11 protein-coding genes are annotated in these 14,943 nt (G+C 69.1%); 4 read left to right on the top strand and 7 right to left on the bottom strand.

Annotated elements, in window-relative coordinates:
* Positions 1-679: 679 nt before the first annotated feature.
* On the bottom strand, positions 680-2,188 hold the full coding sequence (locus ACFYWI_RS09110) for a glutamate synthase subunit beta (RefSeq protein ID WP_389227578.1): 1,509 nt from the start codon (positions 2,186-2,188) through the stop codon (positions 680-682).
* 467 nt (positions 2,189-2,655) lie between these two features.
* Between ACFYWI_RS09110 and ACFYWI_RS09105 the strand changes: the two genes are divergently transcribed.
* A complete protein-coding gene (locus ACFYWI_RS09105; protein ID WP_389227575.1) occupies positions 2,656-6,204 on the top strand; it encodes a S8 family serine peptidase in 3,549 nt (1,182 codons plus the stop codon).
* Positions 6,205-6,258: 54 nt separating this feature from the next.
* Here the strand turns inward: ACFYWI_RS09105 and ACFYWI_RS09100 are convergent, their stop codons facing one another.
* The 4 genes from ACFYWI_RS09100 to ACFYWI_RS09085 all read right to left on the bottom strand — a co-directional run bounded on the left by ACFYWI_RS09100 (position 6,259) and on the right by ACFYWI_RS09085 (position 11,170).
* Positions 6,259-6,942 (bottom strand): formylglycine-generating enzyme family protein, encoded by a 684-nt coding sequence (locus ACFYWI_RS09100; RefSeq protein ID WP_389227572.1) that lies wholly within the window; start codon positions 6,940-6,942, stop codon positions 6,259-6,261.
* A 435-nt stretch (positions 6,943-7,377) separates the two neighbouring features.
* Positions 7,378-8,142: a class I SAM-dependent methyltransferase gene (locus ACFYWI_RS09095; RefSeq protein WP_389227569.1), complete on the bottom strand. Its 765-nt coding sequence runs from the start codon at positions 8,140-8,142 to the stop codon at positions 7,378-7,380.
* Positions 8,143-8,577: 435 nt separating this feature from the next.
* Positions 8,578-10,020, bottom strand: coding sequence for an aspartate ammonia-lyase (gene aspA, locus ACFYWI_RS09090; protein WP_389227566.1), 1,443 nt, complete (start codon positions 10,018-10,020; stop codon positions 8,578-8,580).
* A gap of 127 nt (positions 10,021-10,147) precedes the next feature.
* The gene (locus ACFYWI_RS09085; RefSeq protein ID WP_389227563.1) at positions 10,148-11,170 is read right to left on the bottom strand and encodes an asparaginase; all 1,023 of its coding nucleotides are present in this window, start codon (positions 11,168-11,170) and stop codon (positions 10,148-10,150) included.
* A 208-nt stretch (positions 11,171-11,378) separates the two neighbouring features.
* On the opposite strand from ACFYWI_RS09085, the gene ACFYWI_RS09080 reads away from it, so the two are divergent.
* Positions 11,379-11,834, top strand: a complete 456-nt coding sequence (locus ACFYWI_RS09080; RefSeq protein WP_389227560.1) for an Lrp/AsnC family transcriptional regulator — start codon at positions 11,379-11,381, stop codon at positions 11,832-11,834.
* A gap of 288 nt (positions 11,835-12,122) precedes the next feature.
* Complete coding sequence (locus ACFYWI_RS09075; RefSeq protein ID WP_389227558.1) at positions 12,123-12,326, top strand: cold-shock protein; 204 nt, start codon at positions 12,123-12,125, stop codon at positions 12,324-12,326.
* 159 nt (positions 12,327-12,485) lie between these two features.
* Here the strand turns inward: ACFYWI_RS09075 and ACFYWI_RS09070 are convergent, their stop codons facing one another.
* On the bottom strand, positions 12,486-13,163 hold the full coding sequence (locus tag ACFYWI_RS09070) for a hypothetical protein (protein ID WP_389227555.1): 678 nt from the start codon (positions 13,161-13,163) through the stop codon (positions 12,486-12,488).
* A gap of 500 nt (positions 13,164-13,663) precedes the next feature.
* A complete protein-coding gene (locus ACFYWI_RS09065; RefSeq protein WP_389227552.1) occupies positions 13,664-13,840 on the bottom strand; it encodes a hypothetical protein in 177 nt (58 codons plus the stop codon).
* 320 nt (positions 13,841-14,160) lie between these two features.
* On the opposite strand from ACFYWI_RS09065, the gene ACFYWI_RS09060 reads away from it, so the two are divergent.
* Complete coding sequence (locus tag ACFYWI_RS09060) at positions 14,161-14,628, top strand: HIT family protein (protein WP_389227550.1); 468 nt, start codon at positions 14,161-14,163, stop codon at positions 14,626-14,628.
* The last annotated feature ends 315 nt before the right edge of the window (positions 14,629-14,943 follow it).

The following is a 14,943-nucleotide window of genomic DNA, read 5'->3' as shown; positions in this document are numbered from 1 at the left end:
CGTCGCGGCTCGGGGGAGGAGGGCGCCCGGCGGGATGGGTGGGTGGTCGGATGCGGTGCCGGTGGGATTCGAACCCACGGACGGTGCCAGGGCAGGTTCGCCCCGACCCCATCAGTCGGCGCGCGGTGAACCTCCCGCGCGCCGAGTGCAATAGGCCGCTCTGCCACGGCTCCGCATCCTGCGGGACTGCGCAGTCCCGGTCCGTTGATCGTAGGGATGGAGACGTGAGGGGGCGAGCCCATTTCCCGCTGTGGCGTCGGCCGTGCCTGTGGGGAGGCTGCACGACGTGCTGCCGGGCGGGCCAACCCGGCATCGGCGTCCGCCTGGCGCGCACGGAGCGGGCCGAGAGCGGCGACGATGCCTCGAGACGCCCTTCCTGAGCCTGTATCAGTTCGGCTCGGATGCAGACCGCGCCTTTCGGATCCGCATCGGTGGTCCCGAGACTCGCAGCCATCCGGTGGAGCCAGGCCACGATGATGATCAACTCTTTGCCGGCACGCAGGTGGGGCCACAGCCCGCTCCCGAACGGGCCTCCTGCTGATCGGTGGATCCAGGCACCATCGGGACATCCCGTCGCGCGGTGTCCACGGCACTTCGGAGGCGTGGTCTCATCCTGCGCCGTCACCTGCTGGGACGGCGCGCACGAGATCGACCAGGCACGGCTGCCCCGGGCGGGGGCTCACGCCGCCAGCGGCCGGTCCTTGGGGGCGATGGGGGCCGGGAGCTCGGTGGAGCCGGTCAGATAGCGGTCCGTGGCCGCCGCGGCGGCCCGTCCCTCGGCGATGGCCCACACCACAAGGGACTGGCCGCGTCCCGCGTCGCCCGCGACGAAGACCCCGTCCGTCCTGGGGCGGGCCGGCCGCTCGGCCGGCTCCGTGGTTTCGGCCGCGAAGGCGGCGTCCCGCGCAAAATTTCCCCGGTCGTCCAGTATGAGCCCGAGCTGCTGCATCAGACCGGAGCCCCGTTCGGGACCGGAGAAGCCGAGGGCCAGCAGGACCAGCTCCGCCGGGATCACCCGTTCGGTGTTCGGCAGCGGCCTTCTGGCCTCGGGCTCCACTTCCGTCAGGTGCAGCGCGCGCACGTCACCGCCCGGGCCCCCTTCGAAACGCAGGGTGGCGGAGGAGAAGACCCTCGGATCCGAGCCCTCCCGGCCCCGGGCCTCTTCATGGGCATGGGAGATCCGGTAGACCTTCGGATACGTGGGCCAGGGCTCGGTGTCAGGCCGGTCGTCGCCCGGTTCCGGGTTGATGTCCAGCTGCACGACGGAGGCCGCGCCCTGACGCAGAGCGGTGCCGAGACAGTCCGAGCCGGTGTCCCCGCCACCGACGATCACCACGTGCTTGCCCTCGGCGGTCACGGGGGGCGAGGCGTAGTCGCCCTCCCTGACCCGGTTGGAGAGGGTCAGGTAGTCCATGGCCTTATGGATGCCGTAGAGGTCGCGGCCGGGGACGGGGAGCTCCCGCTGCTCCATGGCTCCGACGGCGATGACCACCGCGTCGTGCAGCATTGCCAGCTCGGCGGCGTCGAGATCGCTGCCGACGTCCACACCCGTGCGGAACTTGGTGCCCTCCGCCCGCATCTGATCGATACGGCGGTTCAGGTACCGCTTCTCCATCTTGAACTCGGGGATGCCGTAGCGCAGGAGTCCGCCGATGCGGTCGGCGCGCTCGTAGACGGCGACGGTGTGGCCGATACGGGTGAGCTGTTGCGCCGCTGCCAGCCCCGCGGGTCCGGAGCCGATGACGGCGACCGTCTTCCCGCTGAGCCGCTGCGGCGGTTGCGGTGGCGCGTACCCCCGCTCCCAGGCCTGGTCGGCTATGGCCTGCTCCACGTTCTTGATCGTCACCGGGTCGGCATTGATGGTCAGTACGCAGCCGTCCTCGCACGGCGCCGGGCACAGTCGCCCGGTGAACTCGGGGAAGTTGTTCGTCGCGTGCAGCCGCTCGGCCGCGGCCCGCCAGTCGCCGTGCGCCGCGTATGCGTTCCACTCGGGGATGAGATTCCCCAGCGGACAGGCGCTGTGACAGAACGGTATGCCGCAGTCCATGCAGCGCCTCGCCTGCTCGGACACGAGCGGCAGCAGGGCCTGCCCGGCGTAGACCTCGTGCCAGTCGCTCAGCCGTTCCTCGACGGGGCGCGCCGGGACGGGCCGACGGGGAGTGCGGAGGAAGCCCCAAGGGTCGGTCATGCGCCGCCTCCATGACTCATGCGGTGCAATACGGCGTTCTGCCCAGCCTACGCCTGCTTTATCCCGCTTTCATCGGTCGGTGGGCGCAGTCCGCACCCTGTAGTGCCGACGTGGCCGGGAGCGGCAGGCGTAGCATCCGGCCACTCGCTCTGCTGGGCAGCCTCGGCGCCGCAGACTGCGCCGCCGGCCTGGTCCGGATCGCTTTCCGTCCCCTGGCGCGGACAGCTTGCCGGGTCGTGCGACCGAAGGCTCCGGCGGGCGAGCCGTGTGCTCGGGAGGCCGAGGGGGCATTGCGTGGCCGCGGCCGATGGACCGTTCGACCACTGCGGACCGCTGGAAGCCGACGTGCTCTTGTAATGGGCATGATAGTGGCCCACCATTGCGCGTGCCTCACAGGTAGCTCACAAGGACCTCACGGCGCACACACATCCACTGTCCTTTCTGCACACGACGCATGAGGTGACTACGTGGCACGACGGAACAGACCGTTACGCGCGGCGCTGGCATCCCTGACCTCGATCCTGCTCTTACCCCTCGGCTCGGGGGTCGCAGCCGCCGCACCCGAACCTCCCCCCGTCCTGAGCCCTGCCGAGCGGAAGATCGAACCCGAACTGCGGGCCCAACTCGACGACGGCAAAGCCGCCTTCTGGGTCTACCTCGACAGCGCCGCCGACCTGGACGCCGCCGGGCGGCAGAAGAGCCGGGCAGGCAAGGCCGAGGCCGTCTACCGGGCGAAGACGGAGCATGCCGCGCGTACCCAGTCCGAGTTGATCAAGGCGCTGGACGGGGTCAAGGCGGAGTACACCTCGTACTGGATCGTCAACGCCGTACGGGTCGTCGGCACCGAGAAGCTCGCCGGATCCCTCGCGCAGCGGCCCGAGGTCGCGCGTATCGATGCCGACGACAAGGTGAGCATCCCCAAGCCCGCCGCGGGTGACCGCGAGGCGGCCGCGGACGCCGTCGAGTGGAACATCGACCGCATCAAGGCCCCTCAGGTCTGGGAGCAGTTGGGCGTACGCGGCGAGGGCATCGTCGTCGCCAACATCGACAGCGGTGTGGACCACCAGCACCCCGCCGTACGTCAGCAGTACCGTGGCCTCGGCGCCGGGGGCGCGTACGACCACAACTACAACTGGTTCGACCCGGGCGGAATATGCGCGAGCGCTGCGCCCTGTGACAACAACGACCATGGCACCCACACCATGGGCACGATGGTCGGGGACGACGGTGGCGCCAACAAGATCGGTGTCGCCCCAGGCGCCAAGTGGATCGCCGCCAAGGGCTGCGAGACAAGCTCCTGCTCGGAGGCATCCCTGCTTGCCTCCGGCCAGTGGATCGTCGCGCCCACGGATCTGGGCGGCCAGAACCCGCGCCCCGATCTCGCCCCGCACATCGTGAACAATTCATGGGGCAGCTCGGTGCACGACGACTGGTACCAGCAGATCGTCGACGCATGGCGCGCAGCGGGCATCTTCCCGGCCTTCTCCAACGGCAACTCCGGCCCCGCCTGCGCCACCAGCGGTTCCCCCGGTGACTACGCGGCCTCGTACAGCTCCGGCGCGTTCGACATCAACAACGCGATCGCGTCGTTCTCCTCGCGCGGTGCGGGCCCCGGCGGCACGGTCAAGCCGAACATCGCCGCCCCTGGAGTCAACGTCCGCTCCTCCGTCCGCAACGGCGGATACGGGTCGTTCTCCGGTACGTCGATGGCCTCTCCGCACACCGCCGCAACCGTGGCGCTGATGTGGTCCGCCGCGCCCGCTCTCGAAGGGGACGTCGCCCAGACCGAGGCCCTCCTGGACGGCACCGCCGTCGACACCGACAACACAAGCTGCGGCGGCACCGCGGCCGACAACAACGTCTTCGGTGAGGGCCGGCTCGATGCGCTCGCGGCGGTCCGGGCCGCACCCCGCGGCGCGGTCGGCGCGCTCGCCGGCACGGTCAGCTCCGGCGGGGCACCGGTCGCCGGAGCCAAGGTCACCGCCGACGGGCCCACGGACCGTACGACCACGACGGCCACGGACGGCAGTTACAGCTTCCCGGCACTGTCGGTCGGCGACTACACGCTGACGGCAGGAAAGTTCGGGTACGGGCAGGAGTCCGCGAACGTGGCCGTCACCGACGGGACCACCGTCACCAGCCACTTCACGCTGACCCAGGCGCCCTCGGCGAAACTCACGGGCACCGTCTCCTCGTCGGCGGGTCCCGCCGCCGGTGCGGCCGTGACGATCGCGGACACCCCGGTCACCGCTACCGCCGACGCGCAGGGCCGCTTCGAGGTAACCCTGCCGCTCGGCACGTACGACGTCCGGGCGACCCACTCGTCCCGCTGCGTCACCCCCGGCACCACCCGTGTGACGCTGGCCGACGACACCACGGCGACCGTGACTCTGCCCGATCGCACCGACAGCTACGGCTACGCGTGCGCCGCGGCGGACCGAACCTACGTGTCCGGCGACCGGCAGCTCGCGCTGACCGGAGACAACACCACCGAACGTGTCGATCTTCCGTTCTCCGTGCCGCTGTACGGCAAGACGTACGGCACGGCGTACGTCGGCACGAACGGCACCGTGAGCTTCGGTGGCGCGCACACCGGCGACATCAACGGTGACATCCCGAGCGCGAGTACACCCAACGCGGCGCTGTACCCGTTCTGGGACGACCTGGTGGTCGGCGCGGCCGGTAGCGGCTCGGGTGTCTTCACCGCCGTCACCGGCTCCGCGCCCCACCGCTCCTTCGTCATCGAGTGGCGCGAGGTGTCCCACTGGTCCGCGCAGGCCGACACGTTCTCCTTCTCCGCCGTGATCAGCGAGGACGGACAGGTGTCGTACCACTACAAGGACACCACCGGCACCGGTCTGAGGGCCGGCTCCAGTGCCACGATCGGCGTGGAGAACGCCATGGGCAGCGACGCCTTCCGCTACTCCTTCAACACTGCCGTGCTCCGCGACGGACTGTCGGTGGCCTTCCGCACCACCAGGAGCGGTGTGGTCGCCGGCCGGGTACTCGACGCCAACGACGGCAACGGCGTGGCAGGTGCCACAGTCACGATCGGCTCAGGGGACTTCGAGGTGAGAGCCACGACGGCCGCCGACGGCAGGTATGTGGTCCAGAGCCCGTCCGGTGAGCATGCGGTGACGGTGGCCGCCCCCGCGTACCAGCCCGCTCAGAGCACCGTGCAGGTGACGGCGGGCGATGTCGCTACCGTCACGCAGTCCCTGAAGACCGGCAAGGTCACGGCCTCCCGGCCGTCGCTGGAGATCGTCGCCCCGCCGCAGCAGAAGCGGACACGTACGGTCGACCTGACCAATCCCGGTTTCGGCACAGCATTCACGGTGGCCGAGGACGCGGAGTGGCTGACGGCGACCCCGACGAGCGGCGAACTGCCGACCGGGTCGAAGGTGCCGGTCACCGTCACCGTCGACACTACCGGTGCGCAGCCCGGTGCGGTCCTGACAGCCGACCTGAAGATCACCTCGGTGAGCGGCCGCAGCCCGGTCCTCAACGTGCCGGTGAAGGTCGTGGTGCCCCGCTACCAGATCGCCCTCGACACGGGCGCGAACGGCGGCCAAGTGGACAGTGCGGGCGACGCGTGGTCCCCGGACCGCAAGTACACCGCCGGGTCGTACGGCTACCAGGGCAACTCCGGAACCAAGTCCACCAGCCGCACGATCACAGGCACGGACGAGCAGAAGCTGTACCGCAGTGCCCGTGAGGGCATGTACGAGTATCGCTTCGACAATGTGCCCAACGGCGTCTACACGGTGGAACTCGGCTTCGCCGAGCTGTCCTCGACACGGCCCAACAAGCGCGTCTTCGATGTGCTGGCCGAGGGCACCCAGGTGCTGCCGGCCCTCGACATCGCGCTGGAGGTCGGCACCTACACCGCGCTGTCGCGCACATACACGGTCACCGTCACCGACGGGGTCCTGAACGTACGCTTCGCGGCTCGCGGCGGATACGGAAAGCCCCTGCTCAACACACTTCGGGCGACCGAGCGGCCCGACAAGAGCTGACCGTACGCAGCCCAGAGGGCGGGGCGCCGGACAGGCGCCCCGCCCTTCGGCCTGTCAGAGCACCTTGCCAACCCCGTCATTCGGTGCGCCTGCCGACACGGTTCGAGCGAGTCGGAAGCCGAGGTCGTCGATGGCGAACGAGGGGTGACTGCGGCGGCGCACGGAGGCTCCGCAGCCCCGCATCGACTCAGCCCAGCCTCCACCGCGGAAGATGCGGTAGGAGCCGTAGGTCTCCTCGTCGTAGAGATCCCAGCACCACTCCCAGACGTTGCCCAGCATGTCGTACAGCCCCCACGGGTTGGGTGCCTTGCCACCCACGTCGTGGACCCCGCCTCCGGAATTGTCCGCGTACCAGGCGATGTCGTCGATCCCCCCGTACCGGTAGCCGCTTGTACCTGCCTTGCAGGCGTACTGCCACTCCGCCTCGGTCGGCAGGCGATACCCGTTGGACGCCCAGTCACAGGTCACTTCCCCACTCTCTGCGTCGCGGGAGTAGGCCGGGCTCAGCCCGGACCGGGCCGATATTCGATTGCACAGGTCGATCGCGTCGAGCCAGCTGACGTTCGTCACGGGCGAGGCGCCACTCGCAGAGGGGTTGAGATCCATGTCCGTGACGGCACGGTGGAGGTGTGTCGTGACGGGATACCGGCCGAACAGGAAAGGAGCGATCTCAGCCCGCCAGCGAGTGCCGCGTCGGTCGTCTCGAAGGTCCACGGCGCCACCGGGGACATGAACCATCGGGGGGACTGCCGGGTCGTCGATCGGTGGGTGCACGCGGTGGGCCTCTCTGTCCGGGGCGATCTCGGGCAAGTGTCTTCGCTGGACCGACAGAACCCTTCGACAAGGTTCGTCGTCCCAGCCCGGAGGCATTTACGCGGGGTCATGAAACGAGACGCCCTGCCTCGATCCTGGCCGGACATCGCGGCCCACTCGCTGTCCAGGTCCGTCCCTGCGGTTGTGGGTCGAAGACACGGAACCTACTCATACCCGAGCTCGAAGGCGACCGGATATCGCAGCGTCATGTCGCCCCGACCGTGTGTCCGTGACGAGCGCTCGAGTGCGCGGCCGACACGGCTCACCACTGCCGGCGCCTCTGCCGACATCGGCATTAGTACCAGGGGTACCGGCCCCCTGACACCGTCTCATCGGTCAGGCAGTGGTTGCCACGACCGGTCACGGCTTCGGGTGCGGACCGCCGGACACCGTCTTGGTGTCCCGGCGGAACAGGGCCGTCCAGAGGAACGATTCACCGAAGTACGGGGACCCCGGCGGCTCGTCGTGCATGCGGCGAAGTTCGATCTCCGTCAGGTCGGAGAAGATCCAGCGCAAGGACTCCGGCGTGTAGGCGAGTCCACCGTGGAGGTGGGAGGTGCGGTAGAAGGCCGCGTCGGAGAGTTCGGAGCCCATCTCTCCGGCCGCGAAGCATGTCAGGGCGAGATGGCCGCCAGGGGCGAGAGCGCGTTCGAGCAGCGTGAGGTAGCTGATACGGCGATGGGGCGGCAGGTGGTGGAAGCAGCCCGAATCGTAGATCAGGTCGTACGGGCCGCCCAGCTCGCTTGCGGTGAGTGTGAAGGCGTCGCCGCAATGGAACCTGATGTCCGCCCCGGCCTCGCGGGCTCGGTCCTCGGCCCACGCGATGGCCGTCGGGGAGAGGTCGACGGCGTCCACCTGGAAACCCAGGGAGGCCAGGTGAAGGGCGTTACGGCCCGGACCGCAGCCCAGGTCGAGAACTCGGCCCGGGGCGAACAGGCTTCGGTCGAGGTACGAGGCAAGGCTCTCGTCCGGTTTCGCCACGAAGAACGGAACCGGCTTGGAGCGGTCGGTGTAAAAACCGTCCCACCAGGTGGCCCCGTCGGCCGTCCAGCGGTCGGCTTCCGGAGCGAGAAGGCTGTCCAGAAGCTTCAGTACGTCATCGACCGTGCGTATGTTCCGGTCCATCAGGTCCCCTTTCGCGAGGGGGAAATCATAGGGGCCGGTCCCTATGAAAGCCCAGCTCAGGCGGCATGGCGAGATGCCGTGAGCACGTCTCCAGCCGGTTCGGGCGAGAGAGGGAAAGGCATCACTGGCGACCCGGTGCACGCGGTCGCCCATGCCTGCGCCAATGGCCGTTACGGGGGCGTTCTCTGCCGTGCTCGGGCATATTTCCGGGCGGTCCGCCGGACTGCCCGGGCATGGGGCGGTGCTCAGCCGAACACGGCCGTACCGAGGAGGCCATCACCGTCCTGCGGACCCGCACGCACGCACCTTGTCGGCTCGCCGAGTCGCTCGCCGAACAGGGCCCGAGCTGTCGCCGCCGCACCTCGGCCTCACCCGTACTCGGGGCTGCTGCGCCTCCGACCTGGGCGCGGCCGTGCCGGAGGCCGCCGCGAACGGTCAGAGCGCCACCGCACCCACCGTTGCGGCGTGCGGACGGGCGAGATTGTCCGGGCGCAGGATGAGCTGAAGCTCGTCCTTGGTCAGCAGCCCCTTGTCGAGGACGAGTTCATGGACGCTCCGGCCGGTCCTGAGAGCCTCCTGGGCGACGGCGGTGGCCTGCTCGTAGCCGATGTGCGGGTTCAGCGCGGTCGCCAGGCCGATGGAGTGGGCGACGAGGTGGGCGAGGTGCTCCCGGTTGGCGGTGACGCCGGTGACGCAGCGTTCGGCGAGGGTCTGACAGCCGGCGCGCAGGTGGGTCAGACTCTTCAGCAGACTGTGGGCGATGACGGGTTCGAAGGCGTTGAGCTGGAGCTGGCCTGCCTCGGCGGCCATGGTCACTGCCATGTCGTTGCCGATGACCTCGAACGCGATCTGGTTGACCACCTCGGGGACGACGGGGTTCACCTTGCCGGGCATGATGCTGGAACCGGCTTGCACGGGCGGCAGGTTGATCTCGGCGAAGCCGGCGCGCGGTCCGCAGGAGAGCAGCCGCAGATCGTTGCAGATCTTGGAGAGCTTGACGGCGACCCGCTTCAGCACTCCCGACAGTTGTACGAACGCTCCGGCGTCCTGGGTGGCTTCGACGAGGTCGTCGGCGACCATCAGCGGAAGCCCGGTGATGGTGCGCAGATGTCGGCAGGCCAGCGCCGCGTACTCGGGGTGGGCGTTGAGTCCGGTGCCGATGGCGGTGCCGCCGAGGTTGATCTCGCGGATCAACTCACGTGCCTCGGTGAGGCGCTTGTGGTCCTCCTCCAGCATGACGGCGTATGTGGCGAATTCCTGGCCGAGGGTCATGGGTACGGCGTCCTGCAGCTGCGTGCGGCCCATCTTGAGGACGTCCGCGAACTCCTGTGCCTTTGCGGCAAAGGCGCAGCGGAGGACCTCCATGGCGTCCAGCAGGTGCTGGGCGGTGAAGTCCAGGGCGATCTTGACGGCGGTCGGGTAGACATCGTTGGTGCTCTGTCCCGCGTTGACGTCCTCGAGCGGGTGAAGGTTTGCGTACTCGCCCTTGTGGTGACCGAGAAGCTCCAGGGCGCGGTTGGCGACGACCTCGTTGGCGTTCATGTTGGTCGAGGTGCCCGCGCCGCCCTGGATCACGTCGACCACGAACTCGCGGTGGAGCTTCCCGGCGCGGATCTCCTCGCAGGCGTTCACGATCGCGTCTGCTTTACGGCGGTCCAGCAGGCCGAGGTCCCGGTTGGCCAGGGCCGCTGCCTGTTTGACGCAGGCGAGGGCGGTGACGAGGTCCGGGTAGGCCGAGATGGGGGTGCCGGTGATGGGGAAGTTCTCCACTGCGCGCAGGGTGTGGATGCCGTAGTAGGCATCGGCGGGGACGTCCCGGTCACCGAGGAGATCGTGCTCGGCGCGGACCTCGGGGTGGACGCGAATGTGGGTGGCCATGGAGGTGCGGACTCTCCTGTCGGGTGCGTTGCGTGGAGGGGCGAAGCGAGGTCGCTCGAGGGCCGGCGGCTCTGGGGTGAGAACCGCTGGGTTTCGGGGCGTGCACGTAGGCCTGGCGGCAGCCCGTCTACGCCTGGACGAGTGCGGCCGACGCGTGGGCGGCTGAGGACACGGCCTCGCCGAGAGCGTGGCGCAGTACCCGTTCCCGTTCCCGCGGGTCGGTGGCGGCGAGCAGTGCGGTGAGCACGGCGATACGGGCCTGCCCGGCTCGCAGCGTGCCGGTCGGCACGGCGCCCGCGGCCACGAGGTCGACCGCGCCGCCGTGGGTGTAGATCTCGGTGACCGGTCCGGCCTGGACCCGGGTGGTCAGGGCGACGAGCACGCCGCGGGAGGTCGCGGAGGCGACGGCGTCGACGATCTCGGGGGTGGCATTGCCGGCTCCGGTCGCCACCAGGACGATTCCCTGGGCCCCCGCGCGCACGGCCGCGTCCAGCAGGAGCGGGTCCGCGTCGCAGTGGTGCATCACCATGTCGACCCGCGGCAGGGTGTCCGGCACGCCCGGCAGGGCCAGCGCGGCCGGGCGCTGGGGGTGGCGCAGTACGGAGACCCGGCCGAAGCCGACGTTCCCGATACGGGAGCCGGAGGGGTCGGCGAAGGCGTCGGCGGCGAGCGTCTGCGTCTTGACGGTGCCCCGGGCGGAGTGCACCTTGCCGTCGAAGACGATCAGTGCCCCGAGATCACGGGTCGTCGTGGCGGTCAGCAGCGCGTCGTGGAGGTTGCCGGGTCCGTCGCCGTCGGCTGCGTCGAGCGGAAGCTGGGCACCGGTGAAGACGACCGGACGCGGGTCGTCGTGGTGGAGGTCGACCAGGAACGCCGACTCCTCCAGGGTGTCGGTCCCGTGGGTGACGACTATGCCGTCCACACCCGGGTCGGCCAGCACCTGGTGGACTGTACGGAGCAGAGTGAGCTGGTGAGAGGTGGTGAGGCGCGGGCTGTTCACGCTGAACAGATCGACGATCTCGACGGTGACGCCCGCGGGGATCGCGGCGGTCGCCATGACCTCCTGGCCATGTGCGTCGGCGGCGAATCCCGATCCTTGCCAGCGGCTGGCTATCGTCCCGCCGGTGCTGATGACGACGACCCGTCCCACAGTGCCCACTCCTCGCTCGTGCCGCAGGTGAGGCGGCCATTCGACGGGGGACGCGACCCGGCCTCGCTCGTGGCTCCGGCCGGGCTCGCCCCATGGCTGCTGACTCCGGGATGCCGGAGCAGTCGGACGCAATGATAAAAGACCGAGCTCGCAATATGTTCGCGCATTTTTGCCCAACAGGCGAGGGAGGGTGGTGGATAATTGCCCCATGGATGCGATTGATCGAGATATCTTGCGAGAGCTTCAGAACGATGGGCGGCTGAGCAATCAGGAGCTGGCGCAGCGGGTGGGCCTGACCCCCTCACCGTGCATGCGCCGCGTCCGGCAACTGGAGCAGGACGGGGTGATCCAGGGCTATCGCGCGGTGATCGACCCGGAGGCGGTCGGCCGGAGCTTCGAAGTGCTCGTCTCCATCGAGGTCAAGCGCGACCGTGAGGTGGTCGAGGCCTTCGAGGCCGGCCTCCAGGACATCCCCGACGTCATCGAGGCGTACCGCCTCTTCGGCAGCCCGGGGTGCCTGCTGCGCATCGCGGTGGCTGATCTGCGCGCGTACGAGCGACTGTGGATCGAGAAGCTGACCGCGCTGGCCGGCGTCACCGAGGTCAACTCGCAGATCATCATGAAGCGGATCAAGGACCCCCGTGGCCTGCCGGTGGACGGCTGACGCCTCCCGCTGCGGTCCCGGACGGCAGAGTTCGTACGGCCGTCTCCGCCCCCGCCTTGGTTCTGCCGCCTTGCCGTTGAATCACCCGCGGGCCAGCGGTGTTTTCGTGGTGGGACCGGTGCTGTCCGTGTAGCGTCGCTCACAGCTGTCGTGGTTCTGAAGTAGGTTCCCGTCCGCGCGCAATTGCGCGCGGACGGTGTGCTGTTCAGCGTCTTCTGCGAGCCAGGGCGATCACCTCCGGCTCCCGCACGGTGCGGGGCCGACGCGAGTCCTTTGGAGGACAACAGCATGGCCAGTGGAACCGTGAAGTGGTTCAACTCGGAGAAGGGCTTCGGCTTCATCCAGCAGGACGGGGGAGGCCCGGATGTCTTCGCCCACTACTCCAACATCTCCGGTGGCGGCTTCCGTGAGCTGCAGGAGGGCCAGAAGGTGAGTTTCGACATCGCCCAGGGGCAGAAGGGCCCTCAGGCGGAGAACATCACCGCTGCCTGAGAAGCTCTGGTGCCCGTCCCGCCTGCCGGGGCGGGCACCCGTCGGTCCGGCCCCAGCATCTGCACTTCCGCCGTCAGTGCTGTACTCACGGGGCGGCAGGTGCCGTGGCGGACCGGACTGCCCTGTGTGGCCGGTGGACACAGGGCACGCCGGGGACGGTCAGACCTTCGCGGGCACTGACTGGTCAGCCGGTTCGGCCAGGGCTGGAGCGGCCGGCTCCAGGGACGTGCCGTCTGCGGCGCCGGCCTTGGGCGCCGTGTAGAACACGGACCCCTGGCGACGCTGCCGCTCGATACTGGCTCGCGCGACGAGCGACTCCAGCGCGTTGCGCACCACCTGGTTGCTCACGGTGCGCTCCGGGTGTGCCTGCGCCAGCTCCGTGACGACCTCGCTGACCATGCGCGGTTCATGGTGCTGGGTGAGCAGGTTCAGGATGAGAGCAGGCAGGGTCGGGCCCTCGTTCTTCTTCGCCCCGGCAGTGGACGGCTTGGGCTTGCCCGCCGCCTTGGACGCAGCGGACTTCTTCCGGCTTCCGCCCCCTTTGCTCGCCGCCTTCTTCTCCTGCCGCGGCTGCGGTACGGGCTTGGCGATTGCCGGGGCTGCTTCAGCCTCCGCGCCGTGTGCTTCGTCGGACTGCTCCTGCGCGGCTTCCGGAGACAGCGAGCCCCGCATGCCGGACAGCCAGGCATGGTCGTTCTTCAGCTGTTCGAGGCGGGCCCGCAGAGTCGTGATCTGCGATCGGATTCCTTCCTGTTGCTCCTCATTGGCCTTCAGGTCGTCCGCGACCCTTTCGGCATAACGGTTCTGGATGCTTTCGATATTGGCTTCGTTGGACACGACAGCTCGCCTTCGGTCGTCCGGTGTTGCTGCCGGATGCTACTCATCCTTGTGAGGCGGCAGGAACGGATGGGCACAGCGGTACCCGCTCGGGTACGAACAACACCCGCTCGCCACCGATGGTTCCGTCGGCCGGCCGCGCCGTCTGCTCGGTCATGACGACCCGGCATACACACGCACCTGGTTGCTCGGCTCCGACGGGGGCGACGGCGCCCAACGTCTGCGCCCGCCGGACTGCCCGGCGCCGCCGGGGGCATCCCCCACCCGGGGCACCGGGCGAACTGCGTTGCCTTCGATGGACGTCAGCAGGAACAGCGACATCGGTCCGCCGATCGTGTCAACGGGGAGCGAGCCGGTGTCCGATCAGGACGGCGGCCTCGTCCACAGGCCCGGGGGCCAGTCCGTACCCCGGGCACTGCCTGGACCGCCACAGATACCGGGGGAGGGCAGGCTTGAGCAGGGTCAGCCGCACCATGGAGCCGGCCGCGGCGCCCACCGCGTCATCGCTGCACGGGCGTGAACGGCCGTATGTGCTGCGGGAGGCCGGTCCCAGGCGCCCCCGGCCGCATCACCTGGTCCAGATTCCGCAATGTGCGCTCGGCTTCGCTGCGCACCTGCGCTGGAATGTCGCCGAGCTCCGTGACGAGCCGGTCGTAGATCGGCGCTTCCTGCCACACGGTCAATCAGTCCTTTCCGGAAACGGGTTCCACTCCCGTCAACCGGAAGCGGTTGCTGAGTGTAGGGCCGCCGGCCTCCCCTGCGGACTCCGGTCCGCCAGACGGATGCCCAATGTGCGACAGGACGCGGCAGAGAAGTACCCACCGCGCCGCCGGTGATTCGCCCCCGCGCCCACGCATCCCGGCTCGGTCGGCCTCGTTCGCAGCGGTCCTGGCCGGGCGGGATACCCATGGCCTGGATCCCTGCACAGGATCACCACCCTGCTCCTCCGACCCGATCAGCAGGGTGCGTTGCAGTGAGGCAGCCCTACGATTTCGGCATGACGACGCCGGACTGCTACGCATGTAGCAAGGAAGCGCAGTTCGATGAGCTGCCGCCACGCGAGTGCATCGCCTTTGACAAGCACTGGAGGGTTGCCCACGACTTCAACACCGCACTGCCCGGCTGGCTGGTGCTGCTGCCTCGTCGCCACGTGACGGCAGTCCGGGGCCTCACCGACGCCGAGGCCGCGTCGCTGGGGACATGGCAGGTCACGCTCTCCCGGGCCCTCCACAGCGTGACCGGATGCGTCAAGTCCTACGTCGCGCAGTTCGCCGAAGCCGAAGGCTTCGCCCATGTGCATTTCCACATCGTGCCTCGGATGGCAGACCTACCCCAGGAACACCGTGGGCCAGGTGTGTTCGAGCTGCTCAAGCGCCCTGAAGAGGAGCGGGTGACGGCTGACCGAGCAGATCAACTGGCGCGCTCCCTGCGGGCCCACCTAGGCCCAAGGCCGCACACGGCGTAGGGCGAAGAAGTGGGTCGGGTCTGTCGTTGGCGACGGGCAGAAGGAAGCGCGCCGACTTGACGGGCTGGTGATCACGGGCAGGGAACGTAGCCGGAAGATCTGTCAAGGGGGCGGTCAGTGGATCTCAGCTCAGCGCTCATCGCTGTAGCGGGTGTGGGCGGGACTCTGGGGGCATCCGTGCTGACCCAGCGCGGTTCCGAAGGAGCCAAGCGCAGAGAGAGAGCTCCTTCATCGCATCGAGGACGCCCGCGAGAACCGTGCGCTCCGCCGTAGTTGCTATGCCGAACTCAACCGTGCTGCCCGCCAGTTCACGAC

The sequence above is a fragment of the Streptomyces sp. NPDC002889 genome (assembly GCF_042888425.1).
In the GTDB taxonomy this organism is placed as follows: Bacteria; Actinomycetota; Actinomycetes; order Streptomycetales; family Streptomycetaceae; genus Streptomyces.
Note: the sequence above shows the minus strand (reverse complement) of the source record. Positions and strands in the feature narration are given on the sequence as shown.

Coding starts and splice junctions, on each gene's coding strand:
- ACFYWI_RS09080 (WP_389227560.1), top strand. CDS start 11,379: ATGGATGCGATTGATCGAGATATCTTGCGAGAGCTTCAGAACGATGGG.
- ACFYWI_RS09060 (WP_389227550.1), top strand. CDS start 14,161: ATGACGACGCCGGACTGCTACGCATGTAGCAAGGAAGCGCAGTTCGAT.
- ACFYWI_RS09100 (WP_389227572.1), bottom strand. CDS start 6,942: ATGGTTCATGTCCCCGGTGGCGCCGTGGACCTTCGAGACGACCGACGC.
- aspA (WP_389227566.1), bottom strand. CDS start 10,020: ATGGCCACCCACATTCGCGTCCACCCCGAGGTCCGCGCCGAGCACGAT.
- ACFYWI_RS09075 (WP_389227558.1), top strand. CDS start 12,123: ATGGCCAGTGGAACCGTGAAGTGGTTCAACTCGGAGAAGGGCTTCGGC.
- ACFYWI_RS09110 (WP_389227578.1), bottom strand. CDS start 2,188: ATGACCGACCCTTGGGGCTTCCTCCGCACTCCCCGTCGGCCCGTCCCG.
- ACFYWI_RS09095 (WP_389227569.1), bottom strand. CDS start 8,142: ATGGACCGGAACATACGCACGGTCGATGACGTACTGAAGCTTCTGGAC.